The 20,369-nt window shown below is 39.1% G+C and carries 21 protein-coding genes; 1 reads left to right on the top strand and 20 read right to left on the bottom strand.

Going from position 1 to position 20,369, the window contains the following annotated elements; translation table 11 throughout:
- The 13 genes from GEZ84_RS04910 to GEZ84_RS04965 form a co-directional block, all read right to left on the bottom strand.
- Positions 1 to 951: an Abi family protein gene (locus tag GEZ84_RS04910; RefSeq protein WP_000658133.1), complete on the bottom strand. Its 951-nt coding sequence runs from the start codon at positions 949 to 951 to the stop codon at positions 1 to 3.
- Positions 952 to 1,059: 108 nt separating this feature from the next.
- Positions 1,060 to 2,937, bottom strand: coding sequence for an Eco57I restriction-modification methylase domain-containing protein (locus tag GEZ84_RS04915; protein ID WP_153223703.1), 1,878 nt, complete (start codon positions 2,935 to 2,937; stop codon positions 1,060 to 1,062).
- 180 nt (positions 2,938 to 3,117) lie between these two features.
- The gene (locus GEZ84_RS04920) at positions 3,118 to 3,372 is read right to left on the bottom strand and encodes a type II toxin-antitoxin system RelE family toxin (RefSeq protein WP_007284771.1); all 255 of its coding nucleotides are present in this window, start codon (positions 3,370 to 3,372) and stop codon (positions 3,118 to 3,120) included.
- 1 nt (position 3,373) lies between these two features.
- Positions 3,374 to 3,616, bottom strand: coding sequence for a type II toxin-antitoxin system RelB family antitoxin (gene relB / locus GEZ84_RS04925; RefSeq protein ID WP_194252029.1), 243 nt, complete (start codon positions 3,614 to 3,616; stop codon positions 3,374 to 3,376).
- Between the two features lie 90 nt (positions 3,617 to 3,706).
- Complete coding sequence (locus GEZ84_RS04930) at positions 3,707 to 4,516, bottom strand: MBL fold metallo-hydrolase (protein WP_153223705.1); 810 nt, start codon at positions 4,514 to 4,516, stop codon at positions 3,707 to 3,709.
- A gap of 1 nt (position 4,517) precedes the next feature.
- Positions 4,518 to 5,867: a cell wall metabolism sensor histidine kinase VicK gene (gene vicK / locus GEZ84_RS04935; protein ID WP_153223706.1), complete on the bottom strand. Its 1,350-nt coding sequence runs from the start codon at positions 5,865 to 5,867 to the stop codon at positions 4,518 to 4,520.
- A complete protein-coding gene (gene yycF, locus GEZ84_RS04940; protein ID WP_153223707.1) occupies positions 5,860 to 6,567 on the bottom strand; it encodes a response regulator YycF in 708 nt (235 codons plus the stop codon). Before yycF ends, vicK begins: the two co-directional genes overlap by 8 nt.
- A gap of 54 nt (positions 6,568 to 6,621) precedes the next feature.
- Complete coding sequence (gene mutY, locus GEZ84_RS04945; RefSeq protein WP_153223708.1) at positions 6,622 to 7,797, bottom strand: A/G-specific adenine glycosylase; 1,176 nt, start codon at positions 7,795 to 7,797, stop codon at positions 6,622 to 6,624.
- Between the two features lie 45 nt (positions 7,798 to 7,842).
- Positions 7,843 to 7,989, bottom strand: coding sequence for a hypothetical protein (locus GEZ84_RS10830; protein WP_023933630.1), 147 nt, complete (start codon positions 7,987 to 7,989; stop codon positions 7,843 to 7,845).
- A gap of 42 nt (positions 7,990 to 8,031) precedes the next feature.
- On the bottom strand, positions 8,032 to 9,006 hold the full coding sequence (pta, locus tag GEZ84_RS04950) for a phosphate acetyltransferase (RefSeq protein ID WP_153223709.1): 975 nt from the start codon (positions 9,004 to 9,006) through the stop codon (positions 8,032 to 8,034).
- Between the two features lie 43 nt (positions 9,007 to 9,049).
- Positions 9,050 to 9,946 (bottom strand): RluA family pseudouridine synthase, encoded by an 897-nt coding sequence (locus GEZ84_RS04955; protein ID WP_153223710.1) that lies wholly within the window; start codon positions 9,944 to 9,946, stop codon positions 9,050 to 9,052.
- The gene (locus tag GEZ84_RS04960; RefSeq protein WP_153223711.1) at positions 9,943 to 10,761 is read right to left on the bottom strand and encodes an NAD kinase; all 819 of its coding nucleotides are present in this window, start codon (positions 10,759 to 10,761) and stop codon (positions 9,943 to 9,945) included. The genes GEZ84_RS04955 and GEZ84_RS04960 overlap by 4 nt, the downstream gene beginning before the upstream one ends.
- Positions 10,745 to 11,416, bottom strand: coding sequence for a GTP pyrophosphokinase (locus GEZ84_RS04965; protein ID WP_153223712.1), 672 nt, complete (start codon positions 11,414 to 11,416; stop codon positions 10,745 to 10,747). Before GEZ84_RS04965 ends, GEZ84_RS04960 begins: the two co-directional genes overlap by 17 nt.
- 879 nt (positions 11,417 to 12,295) lie before the next feature.
- Here GEZ84_RS04965 and GEZ84_RS04970 point away from each other — a divergent pair.
- On the top strand, positions 12,296 to 12,484 hold the full coding sequence (locus GEZ84_RS04970; RefSeq protein WP_153223713.1) for a hypothetical protein: 189 nt from the start codon (positions 12,296 to 12,298) through the stop codon (positions 12,482 to 12,484).
- A gap of 248 nt (positions 12,485 to 12,732) precedes the next feature.
- Here GEZ84_RS04970 and GEZ84_RS04975 read toward each other — a convergent pair whose 3' ends face one another.
- The 7 genes from GEZ84_RS04975 to GEZ84_RS05005 are packed head-to-tail and all read right to left on the bottom strand — an operon-like array spanning position 12,733 to position 20,368.
- Entirely contained in the window at positions 12,733 to 13,113 is a 381-nt protein-coding gene (locus GEZ84_RS04975; protein WP_153223714.1) for a PBECR2 nuclease fold domain-containing protein, read from the bottom strand.
- Positions 13,114 to 13,149: 36 nt separating this feature from the next.
- Positions 13,150 to 14,013 carry a CHAP domain-containing protein gene (locus GEZ84_RS11060; RefSeq protein ID WP_153223715.1) on the bottom strand — a complete coding sequence of 288 codons (864 nt, stop codon included), beginning with the start codon at positions 14,011 to 14,013 and terminating at the stop codon, positions 13,150 to 13,152.
- The gene (locus tag GEZ84_RS04985; protein WP_153223716.1) at positions 14,006 to 14,251 is read right to left on the bottom strand and encodes a phage holin; all 246 of its coding nucleotides are present in this window, start codon (positions 14,249 to 14,251) and stop codon (positions 14,006 to 14,008) included. The genes GEZ84_RS11060 and GEZ84_RS04985 overlap by 8 nt, the downstream gene beginning before the upstream one ends.
- A 4-nt stretch (positions 14,252 to 14,255) precedes the next feature.
- Entirely contained in the window at positions 14,256 to 14,690 is a 435-nt protein-coding gene (locus tag GEZ84_RS04990) for a hypothetical protein (protein WP_153223717.1), read from the bottom strand.
- A gap of 9 nt (positions 14,691 to 14,699) precedes the next feature.
- Complete coding sequence (locus GEZ84_RS04995; RefSeq protein ID WP_153223718.1) at positions 14,700 to 15,305, bottom strand: DUF1366 domain-containing protein; 606 nt, start codon at positions 15,303 to 15,305, stop codon at positions 14,700 to 14,702.
- A 9-nt stretch (positions 15,306 to 15,314) separates the two neighbouring features.
- Positions 15,315 to 17,327, bottom strand: a complete 2,013-nt coding sequence (locus GEZ84_RS05000; RefSeq protein WP_153223719.1) for a DUF859 family phage minor structural protein — start codon at positions 17,325 to 17,327, stop codon at positions 15,315 to 15,317.
- A gap of 11 nt (positions 17,328 to 17,338) precedes the next feature.
- Positions 17,339 to 20,368, bottom strand: a complete 3,030-nt coding sequence (locus GEZ84_RS05005; protein WP_153223720.1) for a phage tail protein — start codon at positions 20,366 to 20,368, stop codon at positions 17,339 to 17,341.
- Position 20,369 lies beyond the last annotated feature (1 nt).

Raw genomic sequence — 20,369 nt, forward strand, 5'->3', positions numbered from 1 at the left:
CTAAGATAATTTTTCTAACTCTGTTAAATCGATTCCCATCGTGTTTAAAATGTCATCAAACACTACAGTTTTAAATTCATCAGCATACTGATTGAATAGATTCATTAAAGCTTTATATAATCTTTGAAAATCTTTCTTATCAAGTACAATTTTTAAAAATAGAATAACCACTATAAAACGTTTATTATCATATCTCCTTATCCCAAAATGGTTTGCTATTTGAGATATTCTGACATTTCTTAAATTAACATTATACAGTCGTTCATCATGTGCACAGATATTTCTAACTAGGTTAGCCACTTTCAAACATGCACTTAAATCTGCACTAGATAGTCTGAATGTATTGTCTTTATTTTGTGTTCTATATTTATCTGTATAAAATTTTGCAATGATATTCTTTGTACTATCCGTTAAAATATTGTAAAAATTAGCAATGTTTCCCATTGTAAGAAAATTAACTAAAACCCAAAGTGGTACTTCCCCATGTTCCTCAATGTAATGTTTAATAGCGCCAGTTCTATCTACCTTATCATGAATCGTCTTGGTTAAGATAGAGATTTGTTGAAGAACTTTTTTAGGATCATTGTCTACAAAATTTGCAATATCTAAATAAGCATTCTTACGAGGGTGTTTTTTAGAGAATTCATATGCAACTGTTGTCTTTATTGAATTTTCGAATATCAATAAATATTTCAATAATAATATCCTTAATTCTCTATCAAATAAAAACAAGGCCTTTAGTTCGTTAAAGTGAGTTCCTTTTTGATAAATTTCAGGTTCAACAGGTCGATTATTGCTGTCCTTTACTAAAAATAAATCTTTATAACCGTTTATAACATTGTAATAGTTTTCTTGTTCTAAAAATCTCTTTGGCTTCCCATTCGTTGGTACTACAACACCCCTATTTCTTAAGATTGTTAACTGTTGATTAAATGTTTTATGTTCCTTCAAACTTATCTCCTATAAAATAAAAAGGGTCAGGGCATCGTATGCTTCCTGACCTAATCCTATGTGTCTATTATAGATCACTGAGCGCTATTTGTCAAATAAAATACTTCTCTAATCCATCTCCCTTACATGTGTCTCAATAAAGGCAATTTCCTCTGGAGAAAGACCATATTTTTGATAGAGCTGACGGTCAATATCAGCCACTGATTGTGTCCAATCAATGTCTGAATTGACCGTAAAGTCTTGGAGAGGGACATATTTCCATTTATCTTTAGTATTATCTTGGGTAATTTTTAAAATACCTAACATAGCTCGAGCAAATTTAGACTTTATGTATTTCAACATAGCTTTAGCTTCATTTTCAGTATCAAATGCACCAAAAGAGATAAAAGTATCTGTGAAACCCACGAGTGGGGTACCCACGAGTGGGGTCGATAGGACTTCGCCAATCGCCCCACTGCCGTTAGCAGCAGGTACTAGAACTTTATATTTCAAAAGATTTTCATGTGGAGCTATATATTTTTTGGGAATATATCGATAAACTCTTTCATTGTTTAATCTGCCTAAAATTTTAAAACAATCCTCTGTTTCTTCTTCAGAAAAAATATCAAGTCTTCCTAGAATTGGTTTTCTTAGTCTCTTATCTTTACCATTACTGCCTATTAAACTTTTATAATTAGGATAGTCTTTATAGAGTTTTTCCAAATCAAATTTTGACTGTGTATAAATTATTTCCATTATTGATCTAAAGTCAAAATTATTCTCAACTTTTTTTAATATACTATTAGGTTCTTTAAAATGAGTAAATGTACCTATAGGTCCTTGCATTTTTTGAGCATCATAATAGGTAATTGCTACACCACCCTTTATATCAGTTCCAACAAAAACTTCTGAACTATTTTGTTTATAATAACACACCTTATAATTTTTGCTACTAAGAATTTTTTTATTCCATGATTTCGGTGTTTTTCCAGCATTGAATAAAAATCTTGCTGGTGTAATTAAGATTGATTTATCTGAAATTTTACTCGCTTCATCAATAAACAAATGATATACTGGGTCATCACTTGTACTTGTTCCCTGTGCCTCCTCCTGATATGGCGGATTTCCTATCACGACATCAAATTTCATTTCACTTTCCTCACTTGATAGGCGCTCAAAACCTATCATTTTATTCTTTTTCCAGTCTTTGATTTGGGTTTTAGATTCTTCTGCTTGTTCTACTTCCAGCTCATCTGAAAACAAGCTTAACTGTTGAGATTTCTCTTGTCTAGCTGAATAAGGACTGATTTTATTCAATCCATCCATTTGAAAGACATTGTAGGAGATAATAGTCGCAATTTCTTTCTTTTGCTCTAAGGTCGGTTGATTTCCAGTCTTTGCAAGATAGTAGTCCTCAAATGTTGCTAAAAGATTTTCACGCGCCAAAAGGAGAGAATCTCCTTGATACTCATAACCATAAGAAGCTCGATAAGCTTTTTTAACAAGTTCATAGAAGGTAGCTTCGTCCGAGACCTCACGACTAATGCGCTGCAATTTTCTATCAACAAAACCAACTCGCTCAGATAATGGAATTTCCTCACCAGTCACTGTATCATAGCGAGTAACCATATAAGGTGCTTCACCACAGGTAATTTCTAGCCAGCGCAATTGTATATAATCTTCAAGATTCAGAGTTTCAAGTTCAGCTTCCACGTAACCATTTTGCTTTTCAACTAACCAAGTTGGTGTAAAAACTTCGGCTCTAATCTTAGTTCGGTCTTTTTGCTCATACTTAGACTTTTTTGATCGGGGCTGAATCAAGTTTGCATAGGTTCCCGTCACCTTACTTGGATTGATGCGATCACTTGGAGCAAATCCCTTTCCTAACAATTCATAAGAATGCGTTGCCCAAACAATATTTTTCTTGGTCGTTCGATCTTTTAAAAGAATTTTTAATAAGTCATCCGATTCTTTAGATAAACTTTCTTCACTAATATCTATTGTCATAAGCAACCTCTCTTATATTGTAAGCCCTATTATATCATATTTTAATACTCTTCGAAAATCTCTTCAAACCACGTCAGCGTCGCCTTACCGTACTCAAGTACAGCCTGCGGCTAGCTTCCTAGTTTGCTCTTTGATTTTCATTGAGTATAAAGAATGAAAATTTACTTGGAAAAAAGTAATTCAATAAATATCTCTCCGATGACCAACTTCTAAAGTAGCAATGACTAATTCATCATCTACAATTTGTACGATAACTCGATAATTACCAATTCTATAGCGCCATTGACCAACGCGATTACCAACCAAAGCCTTTCCGTGTCGTCTTGGGTCTTCCAAAACATTGGTTTGTAAATAGTTTGTAATTAGCTTCTGCGTATAACGGTCCAATTTTTTCAATTGCTTGATGAATCGTCTTGTCGGAACTAATTTATACAAATTATTCATCCTCCAAGCCTAAATCATGCATCATTTCTTCCCAAGTAATGGGTTCAACTCCTTTTTCCAAGTCGTCTAAATACTCTTGATAGGCTAAATCTGCCACACGAGCGTCGTATTCGTCTTCTAAAGCTTCAAGAGTTTTAGTGCGGATAAGTTCCGACAGAGAAACTCCTTCAAACTTAGCCATTGCTTTCATAAATGTTTTATCAGCTTCAGAAACTTTTAATGTAATAGTAGCCATCTTTTGTGCTCCCTTTTTTAACGGTAACACCATTGTATTACTTTTTAGGTCTTCAGTCAATATAAAAAGAACACCTTCTCAGCGTTCTTTCTATATCTCTGTCAATGGTGTTGCGGTATCTGGTGAGGTATCATAAACCTTAAAGTCTACTCCAACTCCCAGATCAGCTTGTGCTAGTTGGTTGACCATGGTCATGTGAGCCAGTTCCTTGATATTGTTCTCCTTAGATAAATGCCCAAGGTAGATTTTCTTAGTGCGGTTTCCCAAGGTACGAATCATAGCTTCAGCGCCATCCTCGTTAGAAAGGTGACCCAGATCCGATAGGATTCGTTGTTTGAGTCGCCAAGCGTAAGAGCCAGCTCGCAAAATCTCAACATCATGATTGGACTCGATAAGATAGCCATCTGCATTTTCGACAATCCCTGCCATACGGTCACTAACATAACCTGTATCTGTCAAAAGGACAAAACTCTTGTCATCCTTCATAAAGCGATAGAACTGAGGTGCAACTGCATCGTGGCTCACACCAAAACTCTCGATGTCAATATCTCCAAAGGTTTTGGTTTTGCCCATTTCAAAGATATGCTTTTGTGAAGAATCTACCTTGCCAAGATACTTGCTATTTTCCATAGCTTGCCAAGTTTTTTCATTGGCATACAAATCCATACCATACTTGCGAGCCAAAACACCCACACCGTGGATATGGTCTGAATGCTCATGCGTAATCAAGATGGCATCCAGTTCTTCTGGTTTGCGATTGATTTCAGCAAGTAGGCTAGTGATTTTCTTACCAGACAAACCTGCATCCACTAAAAGCTTCTTTTTTGGGGTTTCCAAATAAAAGGAATTTCCACTGGAACCCGACGCTAAAATACTGTATTTAAAGCCTGTTTCACTCATTCTAGTCTTCTACTTCGTCCTCCCATACTTCTTCTTTCACTGCATCCTTATCATAAGGGAGCACAATGGTAAAGGTCGATCCCTTATCGTATTCACTCTTAGCCCAAATAAAGCCCTTATGTTGTTTGATAATTTCTTTAGCAATAGCTAATCCCAGACCAGTACCACCTTGAGCACGACTTCTAGCACGATCCACACGATAAAAACGGTCAAAGATACGTGGTAAATCCTGCTTTGGAATACCCAAACCTTGGTCTGAGATGGATAAAATCATCTGATCATCAGTTGTCTTCATGGTCACTGTGATTTTCCCACCGTCTGGAGAATATTTGATGGCATTGTTGAGAATGTTATCAATCACCTGTGTCATCTTGTCTGTATCAATTTCAATCCAGACTGAGGTAATTGGATAATCTCTCACCAGTTCATATTTCTTCTCTTCATCCTGCCCTCTTATCTGATCAAAACGGTTGAGAATAAAGGTTATAAAGGCAGTAAAATTAATCAATTCCACATCCAGATGACTGGTTGCATTATCAATTCGAGAAAGATGAAGAAGGTCTGTTACCATCCGCATCATACGGTTGGTTTCGTCTAGAGACACCTTGATAAAGTCTGGTGCTACAGGTTCTGACAAGGCCCCCTCATCCAAGGCTTCAAGATAGGATTTTACACTAGTCAGAGGTGTCCTTAACTCATGACTAACATTAGAAACAAAGAGTCTCCGTTCGCGCTCTTCCTTCTCCTGCTCCGTCGTATCATGCAAAACAGCAACCAGACCAGAAATAAAGCCAGACTCACGACGCACCAAGGCGAAGCGTACACGAAGGCTCAGATACTCACCATTGGCATCCTGAGAATCAATCATTAGCTCAGGAACTTGGGTAATCAAATCACGAAGTTCATAGTCATCTTCAATCTTAAGCAATTCTAAAATACTTTTATTAAGAACATCTTCTTTCTGAACGCCTAATTGTTTCTTAGCCATGTCATTAATCATGGTAATCTTACCGCGACGATTAGTCGCAAGGACGCCATCTGTCATGTAAGAGAGGATACTATGTAAACGTTTGCTCTCTTGTTCCAGATTTTCTTGGGTTAAACGAATTACTTCTGATAAATCATTGAGATTATTGGTAATGTTAGTAATTTCAGAGCTTCCCTGCATATCCAAAACCTGAGAATAATCTCCTGCAATCAGGTCTTTTACCTTTTGATTGATTTGCTTCAACCGAATATTATCCCGACGATTTTCTAGCAAAAGTAAGGTCACGACTAAAATAAAGCCAAGTAGAATGAGGATAAAGATAAAATCACTGGTTAAAACTGTGTCTTTTATTAGTTTAATCATTATTTCTCATATAATAACCAACGCCGCGACGTGTTAGGATATACTCAGGACGACTTGGTGTGTCTTCAATCTTCTCGCGCAAACGTCTGATAGTTACGTCAACAGTCCGAACATCTCCGAAATAATCATACCCCCAGACCGTTTCAAGCAAGTGTTCACGCGTAATCACTTGACCGATATGAGAAGCCAAATGGTACAAGAGTTCAAATTCACGGTGAGTTAAGTCTAGTTCTTCACCGTATTTCTTAGCAACATAGGCATCTGGCACAATCTCCAAGTCCCCAATTTGCAAGGGTTGGGTTTTCTTTTCATCTGACTCTTGATTATCTACAGAAGTCAAATCTGTACGACGAAGAAGAGCTTTGACACGCGCCTGCAACTCACGATTTGAGAAGGGTTTTGTCACATAGTCATCCGCCCCAAGCTCTAAACCGATAACCTTATCAAATTCGCTATCCTTAGCAGAAAGCATGATAATAGGCACACTACTAGTCTTGCGAATAGTCTTCGCAACTTCTAAACCATCAATTTCTGGAAGCATCAAATCCAGAATAATAATATCTGGTTGCTCTGCTTCATATTGCTCTAACGCTTCACGACCATTAAAAGCAGTTACAACCTCGTAACCTTCCTTGGTCATATTAAACTTGATAATATCCGAGATTGGTTTTTCATCATCTACAATTAATATTTTTTTCATTTGTTCACCTTTTTCTCTACTATTATACCAAAAAATAACAAGAAGACACAATAGCTAGTCTTTTCTACTGTCTAAGTTGGCTTTTGCATAAGCCTGCCAGATTTTTTGTTGGGGTTTGGCAAGTGGAACATCCTTGAACTCTTCTGGTGAAAGCCAGCGAACTTCCCTATCTGAAAAATTATGGAAGTCAGTCACCTGACCTGCTACAATTTGAACATGCCACTTACGATGGCTAAAGACATGCTTGACAGTCTCAAAATGCAGATTAAGCCAATCAACATCTAAATCATAGTCCTGCTGGAAACTCTCTTCTGGACTTGGGCCAAAGTTCACACTTTCTTCTGAAACTTGATGAAAGAGGTCAAACTGCTCTTCTTGCGAAAAGTCATCTACTTCTATCAAGGGAAAATGCCAAAATCCTGCTAACAACTTTTCGCTTTCATTTTTTTCAAGAAGAAATTTTTCCTGACTATTTTTTACCACCAAGGCTTTAAAATAAATAGGGACAGGCTTTTTCTTGGGAGCCTTGATTGGATAACGGTCCATAGTTCCATTCTGATATGCTGCACTAAAGTCCTTCACTGGACTCTCTTTTGGTCTAGGATTTACAGGAGCCTCAATGTCTGAACCCAAGTCCATCAAGGCTTGATTAAAGTCACCTGGCCGCTCTCGGTCAATCAAGATTTCCATCATCGCCTGAAAAATTTTACGATTACTTGGAATACCAATATCATGGTTGACTTCAAACAGACGTGCCAAAACACGCATTACATTACCATCTACAGATGGCTCAGGCAAGTTAAAAGCAATACTGGAAATAGCTCCTGCTGTGTAAGGTCCAATCCCTTTCAAACTGGAAATTCCTTCATAGGTGTTCGGAAATTGTCCACCAAAGTCAGTCATAATCTGTTGAGCAGCAGCCTGCATATTGCGAACTCGAGAATAATAACCCAAACCTTCCCAAGCCTTCAACAAACGTTCTTCAGGCGCATTCGCCAAACATTCTACTGTTGGAAACCAGTCCAAGAATCTTTCGTAGTAAGGGATAACCGTATCCACCCTGGTCTGCTGGAGCATGATTTCAGATACCCAGATGTGATAAGGATTTTTACTTCTTCGCCAGGGTAAATCTCTTTTGTTTTCATCATACCAAGTGAGAAGTTTCTCACGGAAAGAAACAATCTTCTCATTCGGCCACATGACGATACCGTATTCTTTCAAATCTAACATATCTCTAGTATAACACAGAAGATTCTAACTGTCCTTTTCCTAGTATTAATACTCTTCGAAAATCTCTTCAAACCACGTCAACGTCGCCTTGCCGTAGGTATGGTTCCTGACTTCGTCAGTCTTATCTGCAACCTCAAAGCAGTGCTTTGAGCAACCTGCGGCTAGTTTCCTAGTTTGCTCTTTGATTTTCATTGAGTATAAAAAGCCTCTTCCCAAGGGAAAGAGGACTAAATCTTATTGATGAACAGCTTGGGCTGCTGTGATGAGGGTCAACTTGTAAACATCATCTGCGTTACATCCACGAGAAAGGTCGTTAACTGGCTTATTCAAACCTTGTAGAACAGGTCCAACAGCCGCAAAACCACCAAGACGTTCTGCCATCTTGTAGCCGATATTTCCTGCCTCGATACCTGGGAAGATGAAGACATTGACTTGACCAGCTACCGTACTTCCAGGAGCTTTCAGAGCTGCAGTTTCTGGAACAAAGGCCGCATCAAATTGCAACTCACCATCGATTTCAAGGTCAGGACGCAAGTCGTGAGCAATTTTAGTTGCTTCAACAACCTTATCAACACTTTCTCCAAACCCTGAACCTTTAGTAGAATAGCTTAGCATAGCAATTTTAGGCTCGATTCCAAACATCTTAGCTGTGATTGCTGAGTTGATCGCAATTTCAGCCAAAGCTTCTGCATCTGGATTGATGTTGATAGCACAGTCCCCAAAGAGGTAACGTTCCGTACCACGAACCATGAGGAAAGCACCTGAAGTACGAGTCACATTTGGACGAGTTTTGATGATTTGAAGGGCTGGACGAACTGTTGAAGCAGTTGAATGAATCGCACCTGACACCATTCCGTCAACCAAGCCCAAGTACACCAACATAACACCAAAATAGTTGACATCTTCAACTAACACCTTACGTGCTTCTTCTTCAGTCATTTTACCCTTGCGACGCTCTACTAAAGCAGCAACCATTTCTTCAAATTGAGGATAATTTTGAGGGTCGATGACCTCATAACCATCCATGATCCCTTCAATTTCAAGATAAATTTTAATTTTTTCAGGATTTCCAAGCAAAACAGGAATCACTTCTGTTTCTTTTACCAAGCGTTTAGTTGCTTGAAGAATACGAGGCTCTTCCCCTTCAGGGAGAACGATACGAGCATTTTTGCCAACAAGGTTGGCTTTGAGACTTTCAAAAACTTCCATGAGTTTTCTCCTTTAAAATAATAATTATACTCTGAATCAGTTTTTATAGAGTATTAGTTGATAACTGTTTAATAAGGTTACTGAAATCATCCGGCAAGGGACTTTCTAACTGCAAGTCTTGCTCTAAAAATGGATGATAAAAAGATAGGTAATGGCAATGCAGAGCCTGACGTTGGATACCGTCGTCCAGACTACCACCATACAAATCATCTCCCAACAAAGGAAAACCAATATGAGAAAAGTGGACTCGGATTTGGTGGGTTCGACCAGTATGCAGGCGAATGTCAACCAAGTGAATATTCCCATAAGAAGCTACAATCTTGTAAGAAGTATGGGCATATTTTCCACCTTTAGCCACCCGTCTAGTGATAATGGAGTCTTCATCACGCGCAATAGGAGCAATAATTTCACCCTCTGGTTCCAAATATCCATCACCTTTAACCAAAGCAAAGTAGCGTTTCTCGATAGATTTCTTCTGCAACTGCTTGTCTAATCGTGCATGGGCATAGCCGTGCTTAGCAAAGAGCATCAAGCCAGAAGTATCTCTATCAAGTCTAGTTACAATGTGAACCTGCTGATTTTCATAGTTTTGCTTGACATAGTAACCCTTGATAAAATTAGCGATAGTGTTGGAGTGATTGACACTAGGAATAGAAGCCACTCCATAGGGTTTGTTCAAGACTAGAAAATGGTCATCCTCATAGAGAATATTCAGTGGACGCTCGATAGCTTCCAGAGTTTCAAAACCTTCCTCAGCAGGAATATCAATGGTAACGCGGTCTCCAAGATCCAATAGATAGGTTGCATTTTGCGGTTGGTCATTGACTAGAATAGCTCCACCTCGAAACTTAATCTTGGCCAGCAGTCCCTTCGAAACCTCGTGCTTTTTTAAGAAGGTCTTAACCTTTACATGCTCATCTGCGATAAATTCAAACCTCATTCATCCACCTCGCCGATAAATGCATCCTTAACACGATTCCAGAAACTGGTGTGGCTCGGAGACGCGACAAAATGAATCTTATGATGGTCGATTTGATACTCGATTCGCTCAATATTGCGGAAGGAATAGACACTATTGTCAACCGAAATGGTATGGTAATCGTTTCTCGTTGGAATGAGTTCAATCTTATCCTTTTTAGGAACAATAATGGACGAACCCAGCGTTCGATAGACCCGATTGTTAAGACTAGCAATTTCCGTTAATTGCAAAGCTTCAATGGTAGGGTGTAAAACAGCTCCACCAAGTGATTTGTTATAGGCTGTACTACCAGTCGGTGTTGAAACTGTTAGCCCATCTCCTCGAAAACGTTCAAAGGGGACACCATTGATTACAATATCTGCCACCATTGTTCGATCCGACCTGCGGATACTGGCTTCATTTAGTGCCCTGAAAATCTTCACTTCACCATTTTCAAGAAAGACCTTCGCATTTAGAACAGGGTAAGAGACTCTTGCTCCCGTATCTAGCTGCAAATTAGTCACTAGCTTATCCAACTCAAAATCACGGTAGTCCGTATAGAAGCCCAGATGTCCCGTATGAACACCAATAAAGCGTACCTTGTCAAGCTGGTTTTCATACTTATGAAAGGCCGACAAGAGCATGCCATCCCCACCAATGGAAATAACGATATCTGGATTGGTATCATTGAGTATAAACTGATTTCTCTTCAAACGATCTCGCAATTCATACAAAACCCTTTGACTCTGCGGTTTTCTATTGGCTATCAGGTCAATTCGTTTACCTGTATTCTTCATCTGTATCGTCACTGTTTCCTACACCGTCATTTAATTTTCTACTCAAAGGATCAAAAAGTGCCTGGGCTTCCTGGATATCATCACGAATTTTACCCATTTCTTCATCTAACTGATGGGCAATCTTGGATGTAATTTCCAGTCGCTTCTTAATCTCCTCTGGGAAATCCCCTTGGTACTTGTAGTTGAGAGAATGTTCTATCGTTGCCCAGAAATTCATGGCCAAAGTACGAATTTGAATTTCTGCCAAAATGGTCTTGGCTCCATTGATGGTGTCAACCATATATTCTACTACCACATGATAGGAACGGTAGCCTGAAGCCTTTCGATGAGTAATGTAATCTCGCTCCTGTATGATCCGCATATCCTGACGCTTACGCAAAATAGCTACAACTTCTTGGACATCATCTACAAACTGGACCATCACACGCAAGCCAGCAATATCTTGCAAATCGTGCTCTAAGGTCGCATAAGTAATACCACGTCGAGCCATTTTTTCCTTGATACTTTCAATTGGCTTGACTCGACCAGTCACAAACTCAATCGGAGAATGCTTATTTTGCTTACGATATTGCTTACGAATCCCACGTAGTTTAATCTTTAACTCACCAACAGCTTGAATGTAAGGATCTAGAAATTCTTCCCATTCTAAGGTCATATATTCTCCCTTATTCTCATATTATCCTTCAAAAATATCTTTGATTTTTTCTCCAGATGCATATACAATAAATACAATGCTTATTATACCATAACTGAAAAGCGTTTACAAATAGTTATTATCGCTTTTCAATAGTTGAGTTTTTACTTATTTTTCATTAAAATCATTTTCATTAATTACTATCATTTTTTAAAATCGTATTCATTTTCATGCTCATATTTGCCCGCATAGCTGAGAAGGGTTTTAATTTAATTCTAATAGTTTACAAAAGAATCAGTGAGTAATTTCACTGTTTTTTTCTTTGTCTTAAAAGGAGTACTACTTTCAGGAAGACACCTAAATATGACTTAGAAACTGACAAAAAACTCCACCTGATTGGGTGGAGTTAAGGGAGATTATTATGAAAAAGGTAAAATAAAATCTTATTAAATCAACACTCTTGGAGGGTGTCCCCTCCAACTCCCCGACCTCTGGACAAGGTCTATTTTTTTGAAAAAAAGTTAAAAAACTTCATCAAAACTATTGACATTATACAACTTTAGTTGTATAATGGATACATAAGGTTAAGGAGGAAACCTTAGACAAGGAAACTAGTAGAAAGGAAAACAAAATGTTTAAGTTCAAAAAGAAGCCACTCAAAGTCAAAACAAATAAGCTCGTAGTCAAAATAAACTTATTTATAATCAGCTTTGAATGGCACCTAGAAATTGGATAGTGAGAAATCACTATCCACCCCTTCGGGGGTGTACTTAAATTATAACAGGAAAAACAATGAAAGTAAATCTTAAAATTAGAAAAACCACCAAGCGTGAAAAAGTTGAATTTATTATTGGACTTCTTCTACTCCTATTTGCAGTTTGGTATTTTACGAGGTAATATATGTCAGTAGATATTAAAGCTATCCGCTGGCTTTTAGACAACGCCACAGCCTATGCTATCAGCAAAAACTGTGGCGTATCTATTCAGGCAGTAGATAAGTATAAAAACGGTGTATCAGATATTATGAACATGCGTTTAAAACACGCTATCAGCATGACTTCTTACGCCCAGGAACTAAATAAGCAGTGATTTCAGTCACTGCTTTTTTTATTGCAAACAAAAAACCGCAAGCCTAAGCCTGCGGTGGAAGAACAATTTAGAAAGTTTCCTTTCATTTTATTTTTTGAAATTTTAAATAAAAAAGGAGCATTTAAGCTCCCTCCTTTGAAATAACGGACACTTGGCTGGTCGGTGTACCCAGCATCTCAGATACCTTTTTCAAGGTGCGGCAGGAACCTTTCTGCCCTCAAATGTCTTTCGTTAATGTTATTCTAGCACTATCTGCTTTTTTTGTCAAGCTTTCTCAATCTACCAGATTTAATACGATTTTGTAATTTAAAATCTTGTAAGCGATACATGGTCGGAACATAAAAGAAATCCCCACTTTTATGTAACTTGATGGCAACGAGAACATTATCATCAAATCTTTTTACATATTCAAAACTGACGTCTTTCTCTCGTGGATTGACCCCAATGAAATCTGGATTCCTTAGTATAAGTTCCAAATCTTCAATATGATGAATCACATCATTATGATGGCGTTTCAACATATGGCTTCTCAAACCTTCTTTGTTGACTTTGATTTCACTTGCTTCAAGAACAATATTAAAAATTTCTTTTACTTCGTCAGTCACCTGACCGATTTTTTCGTGATTCATAATTTCCTCCGTTATTTCATAACCATTATATCACATTTATTTAGTCGTAATAAGCCCATCAGGCTCCACAGTAAATGCAGCCTTGTCTGCCAAGCGACCATCTGGAAGAAGCAGATAGTATCCGCCATTGTACGGCACAAATGTGTTCGATTTCATATCGCCATTGACGGCATCCAGGTAATACCATTTTTCATAGTATTTCACCCAGCCAGTCTGCATAGCGCCATCACGATTAAAGTAGTACCATAATCCACCAATTTTCTTCCAACCAGTAACCATAGCGCCACTAGTATCAAACCAATACCAATATCCATCGATATGTTTTAACCAGCGCTCAGCATACATATAGCCAAGAGAATCAAAATAATACCAAGTATCTGCAATCTTTTCAAATTTTGAAGTAGGATACGAGCCGTCTTTACGACGCCACCACCAACCAGTGTCATCATGCTTCCAGCCTGATTCATCCTCTTCAGGCGGCACGATATACCCCACAATCGAATCAACAGAGCGCTCGTTGTAGCGACAAGGACCACCGACTTCGAGATAGTCCCAGTTACCATCGATATTCTGCTCAATCGTCTTGATGGTAGAACCGTCAGAGTCCTCGTAGACAAGACCAGTATGGCCATAATTCACTCCATCTCCTGCCACGAAGTTCTTAACGAAGAACCAACCAGCTTTTGGATGTTGAGCGCCATAGACCACTTGCAAGCCTGCTGATTCTGCAGACCGTAGCAAGTCGATAGCATTCCCCCATAGACGAGTACCGAAATACTCGTAGATTCCATAGCACGTCACATCAGCACATTGATATCCGTACATTTTATCATAATCAACCCCAGTTCCTGCATCAGCGTGAGCCATGAAGTCGTTAATCATATCTTGTTTCTTAGACATTAGCATCGTCTCCTTTCGGTGCTTCATACTCAAGTGCTTGCTTGCTATCTGTGATACCGCTTGTTGTCGGATCAGAAACAACCCCAATCAATACAAGCAATGCAAGAGCTGTATTAGCTACATCATTGATGTTGTCAGGCAATTTAAAGCCTAGTTGTTGCGCTAGCAAGATTGCTGTAGCAACGATAGCGGCAAGAGTCGCCTTGTTCTTAAAGCGTAGTTTCCAGTTGATTTTCATGATTTCATTCCCTCACTTCTAAAATATTGTATTTTTTATACAGGCTATCAATGTACCCATTTCCGCCTAATTTCTTGTAATTTTTGTGCATTTTGTGCACAATGTCCGACTCATGGACAGTAGTGTATCCACGATTGATAGCAGTAGTCATGTCTCTCTCTAGTCTCAGATACATTGTAACTAGATGAGCCTCGTCATGGACTACTAGCTTGTCGTTGACCTCACTGATTTTCTTGTTATTATCCTCTCCCACTACTCGGATGTCGTTTACTGATGATTGAATAGTACCTAGCTCGTCTTTTAACTCATTAAACTGTTGTTTGTTGAGATTACCAGACTTACCAGCACGCATACCAAACCACCCCGTAGCGATGACACCGATTGTTGTAGGGTTTGTCAAGGCATTTATTATTTTTTCGATTATATCAACCCATGTCATACCCTCTCCTTACTCAATACGAGGCATGACCACAGTAAGCACGCCTTGCTGAAGCATATCAGATAGCGACTGTTCTTTCCAAGTGTAGCCCTCTGTTACTTGCATCTGGAACTTAAAGATAGTCTTGGTCCCACTCGGCCATTTTGGATTCGTATCAAACGGATAAGGCATAGCTACGATGTCGCCATTTGCATAGCGAGTGCTCTTGACAAGTGGCTTGATGAACCCAGCAACCTTGTTGTAAGCATGAGTAGGCATGCCTCCGTTTTGAGAAATAGCCAAAGCGATCAGAACCTCAGTGATAGATGATACCGTGTCAAGATTTTCCTTATTCTCTACGGCCGCTTGCTCTACCTTAGTTGCCATTTCCTTATTTTGCTTGAGTTGCGCCTCTACCTGGTTAAATTTCTCATTTTCAGCACGATTTGGGAAATTCTCTTGATAAAGAGCCTCAAGAGCTAACTCAAAAAGTTCGCTATTTGATAGGCTGATTTTGTCAGCTGGTAGCAAGATAGGTACGATAGCACCGTCTGAATTAACAAGTGTGACCTTTGTAGCTGATGCTGTTCCGCTTGCATCAAATTCTTGGGACTTTGTCCCGTACTCTAATTTCATATTTCCTCCTTAAATTTTGAATGATATGTTGTCAAAGTTGAGCCATGTAGCGTCAACGTTCCTCTTGACAGCTACGTCACCGCTCGGATAGATTCCGATAACCGCAGAACCATAATCATTATTTAGTGCGGTCTTATATAATATTGTGGATGGTCTGAAATTTTCAGGCAAAGTAAAGATAATTGACTCACGGGTAGTCTTTCCGCCTTTACAAGTACCTTTTAAATAAACAATACCGTCAAATGTTTTTGAAAATTGAACATTTTCATAATCTCTATGATGAACCCATCCATTTTGTAAATTAGCATTTTGCCAGTTAGTTGAAGTGATCATCCTTGAAATATCATCTTTGGTAGCAAGATACTTCCAAGGTTTCCATGTTCCATTTACTTTCGCACGGATTGCCCCTATTTCACCTCCAAAATCATAGGCTACTTGTACTACCCAGTTGTCATTGTATTTAAAGACCTGCACATGTTTCCAACCATTGCCCCCCTGAGGAGAGTTTGATAGATTATAACCCATGTATTGACCTGAATCTGTGTAGTTGTTCCAATCAATTTCAGCGCTCAAGGAGTTTCCTCCATTTTTTGTCAACTGATGTTGCTGAATGGGCTTGTTGTCTGCGTAGATGTTGCCCTTGACATCAAGAGCGCCCTGCTCACGAATTTTGTTGACCCCAACTCCTGACCTGTCATAAGACAAGACTACGCTCTCTGTGGCCACGTTGACCATGAAATCAGACCGTGTGAATTTGTCCTCTAACGTGCCTATGACAACCCATGACTGATTAGCTAGATAATTACCTGCAAGATTAGCCTGAGAATTGACTAGGTTTGAGATACTTGTCCAGGATCCAGTGGCTGATCCTGTGTCTACTTGAAAGTTAGTAGTCCCAAGCCTTGCGACCTTGAAAGTCAGCGACATTGTGTTTTTCTGACTCCCTGAGACAGTCAAAGGCGCTACTCTGGCGTTTCTTGTAACTGTCAAGGTACTAGAGGTTGAGCCTGTTCTGGCTATGCTAAAGCTAAGAGCAGGAGCGAAATACTCAAGCACGGTTACAGATACCTCTCTAGTATCCGACCAACAGCCACGGCTATCAGAGACTCTTGCTCTGATTTTGATAGCTCCGTGATAATTCATAATGCCCAGACTGCCACCGTTTGAACTTGTGGATTGGTTTTTACCAACAATTTCAGCATAATATCCAGTGATGGATGAGCCGTAGACTCCCTGAGCACCACTGAAAGCCACTTTGATATTAGAGATGACCTGAATGAACGTGTCAGATTTTGGGATGAGATTTTGTGCTGCACCATTTAGATCTGACAATGAAACCCCTGCAAAAGTAGGCTTGATATTAGCTGGCACGCTAGCCGTCAGTGTGGTTGACTGTGTGCCTGTTTTGGTACTTCCTGAATAGGTATCTACATAGATAGTACCTATTCCACTTGCAGAGTTTGGAATGTCGTTGGCAAAATCAAGAGGGATCGTCCAGCTGGTGGATGTGTCTACATTCGTTGCAATCGTCCCTGACTTACCTGCCCATGAATAGCGCACCGTATGCTTGAAGCTTGAACTTTGACGGTTAATATTGATAGTAACCGAACTACCAATAACTCCAGCGCTCACGCTTACAGAGCTAGAGCGTGGTATAGTCGTCAGGCTAAGGCTTGCTGATACTGTGATAGTTCCATGCAAGCCATTATTAGGATTGAACGTACAAGAAATAGGGAGCGTTTTAGTCCCGTCTGCATTGTGGCTGATTGTGCTTGAGCCACTAGCAAGAGTGTACTCCTCGCCTGATGTCTCCCACGTCGGATAGCTGTAATGCACGTTACTACCGTCTAAATTGAGAGACAACGTACTGTCTCCTTGATGGTTATAAGTGTAATAGGCGCCTGTCCTACTAACTGTCATCCGCCAGTTAACGGTTGAGGTGTTAGCTGTGATACTCTGAGAGCCCTGTTCTACATAGACATTGAGATACAAGCTCCCATTTGAATTACTAAACTTTGCCATTTTTCCTCCTTTTAACCTACATACCTGATGACATTCATGTCAGGGTTGATATGATACTGTTCCTCTCTAAAACGTCCAATTTGGATAGTTTTAGAGAAAATCCCGTTTTCAATGTGGATTACTCCTTGACTGATGTACATAACCTCTACACCAGCGCTAAACATAGAAATACGGCCATTAGGGTTGAACATCATACTAGAGCTACCATCGTTCTTACCAATGACAAGACCCTCATTACTAGAGCTCATATAAGTATCAATGAAATTCCAGCGGTCAGATAATTCTCCAAGATCCTTAGCAATGTTAGAAACACGCTGACTAGCTGAAATTAAATCTTTCTCAGCTTGTGCCCTTGCGGTCTCATTTGCGTTGACAACGTCCTTATAAGCCTTTATCCAGTTATCAAGCGTGTCAGCGCTAGCCTTGCCCTCAAGCTCAGCTTGGATAATTCCAGCTTTCTCATTGAGAGCGTTCAGTTGCTCCTGAGTTAGCCCTTGATCGGCTTTAGAGTCTATATCCCTCTGAACATCTTCGGGAGCTTCTGAAAAGTCTGTAGAGACTGTTCCTACCTCTACTTTTGGAAAGGCAATCCAAACAGTAGCAGCAGTAAAAACATGTAAAATCAACTCATTACTTGCATTGGAATTTTCTTTTTTCGTCAACTCGATGTCATAAAATTTCCAATCCGTAGTGAGCGAGACACCTTGCATAGTATTTCTATACCCTGCTCTAGCTTGAAAATTCGTATTATTGACAGTAGATTTTGCCCAAAAACTGAAACGAACAGATTTATTTTTCATCTCGTCAGCGGTGCCCAAACGTGTATCCCCACCGGTTCTAAACGTAACTTTTTGATTAGTCGCCTTACCGTTATAAGTAGATACAATTTTCAAAGTATTAGCTCCTCTGAATTTGCTATTAGTATCTATGCTTAAGGTAAGTTGTCCTTGTGTTTGCTCCTGACTATCATCTAAAAAGTAAGTGGAGTATCGCTCTCTTAGACTACGTTTGAATAGTGAATTAAGAAAGAGATTTCTTCCACCGACCTCAACTTTAGCCCAACGATCAGCCCATTTGTACTTCGTTTTATCTGCGCTATCAGGTTTCTCATAATCTGAATAATGACCAAAATAACGCTGCCCGTTATCTGTCATTGTTAAACCAGAACCATCCGCATTGTCAGAATAAGCAAAGTGAACATACGGTGTTCTTCCATCTGCTCCAGCTTTACCTGGTAATCCATCAGCACCATCCTGACCACGCCATCTCGTCCATAAATATTTCGTGGGATTGTTGCTATTGGTTTCAGTAAAATCTTGATAAACGCCTATAAACGCCTTGCCCTGTCCTGAAAAGCTAAATCCCCCACCGGTTGCATTGTCAGCGTAAGCAATATGGGTATACTGAGTGCGGCCATCTGAACCTCTTTCACCAGGCAAGCCACGGTCACCTTTCACTCCAGGTAAACCACGTTCTCCCTGTATGCCTTGCTCACCTCTTGCACCAGCATCTCCTTTATCTCCCTTTTCTCCTTTTTGACCATCAAGAACATTTGCAAAAGAAATCTCGTCAACAGCAACTTGATTGTTCTCAATGTAAGCAGCGACAGTTAGCGTAGATGTACCTCTTACGCTTGAGCCTCTAACCAAGTAAGTCATCCCTGTTGTTACTTCTCCATCGAGCGCCCAACGCCAAGTAACACCAGTTACAATAGGTTTCCCTCCCTTGTATAAGGTTGGGGCTACTAGACTCTGGCCAATCTGATTTTTAAAGATAACACCATTGTCCGTTGATAATTTAATAGTATATGGCTTAGCAGCCTCAAATAATCTCTCAAAAGCCTCTTGTATTCCGTCTGATAACTGATTTTCAAAGGCTTTAAAGTTTGAAAATACTGTTTTGTTGCTTGCTGGATTTGAAAAGCTGATTTTCTGTTCAGTAACTCGTGCTTGAACTACCAGCAAAGGATTGAAACCAGCATCATGAATTTTGACTGTATCGCCGATTTCAACATCGACAAAGCCATCGACTTCATAAGTGATTGCTGGATAACAATGTTTTTTCAGTTCATTGTATGCCAAACGTCTTAATTCTTTAGGGTTGTCAGTATCGTAAGAAAAATCTTTTCTTATGTACTGGTCTAGTTCACCTGTTGAATTTGTGAAAGTTGACGGATACAGTTGCATTGATATAGGTGCGACAAGATAAGCACCTATTTGATAAAATTCACAAATGCCATCTTTATTAAACTTTTTCCAATCATCATTCAATCCTTGGATAGTTACTACTTCTTCTGTATCTTCTTTTCCTTCATTTTTGACCGTTCTTTTACCGGTTGGACGAATTAAGTTAAAGATACCTGTCTTGTCTATTTTTCTAGTGATAGATGTGATGTTGTTACCGTATTTTAAATGTATATCATTTCTAATACGGCCTACTCCTTGGTGGTCATCGTCATTTTCGTGATAAACATTGATGCAAAACTTCTTGATTGTGCTGTCCGCATTTAGCTGTGTATCGAATTCTATTTCGGCATCAAAGCGATTTGCAAGACTAAGTAAACGAGAAAGTTTAGTGTCTTGCCCTGACCATTCAAGTGTAAGTTTTTTATCTGACACCTCATTGATACCAATAGAAAGATGAGAATAGTTTAAAATACCAAACTCATTACAATATTCAACGAATGTCATTGATTTTGTGGCTTTATATGGATTGGCTAGTTCGTTAATTAGTTCGAGATTGAGATTTTCACAATAGCATTTAATGGTTTGTTCGTTCTCCTCAACTTGCATAACGTTAAAAAGAAAACTCTTGCCATGATATTTGAAAGATACCCATGCTCGTTCATTAAGGTACGAATAGGCTTTTTGTGTTGGAGTGTCTGACTTAATAGCCTTTTTGAAAACAGTAAATTCAAAAGTGGATGATCCTGTTTGCAAACTCCTAGTCCATGTATCACCATAGTAATTAAGTGTGTTTTGTTTACTATTATCTACAAAAGCGACCTTTTGCAAATTTGTATCATGAATAGTTAAAAGCATG

The organism is Streptococcus mitis, from assembly GCF_009496155.1.
In the GTDB taxonomy this organism is placed as follows: Bacteria; Bacillota; Bacilli; order Lactobacillales; family Streptococcaceae; genus Streptococcus; species Streptococcus mitis_BQ.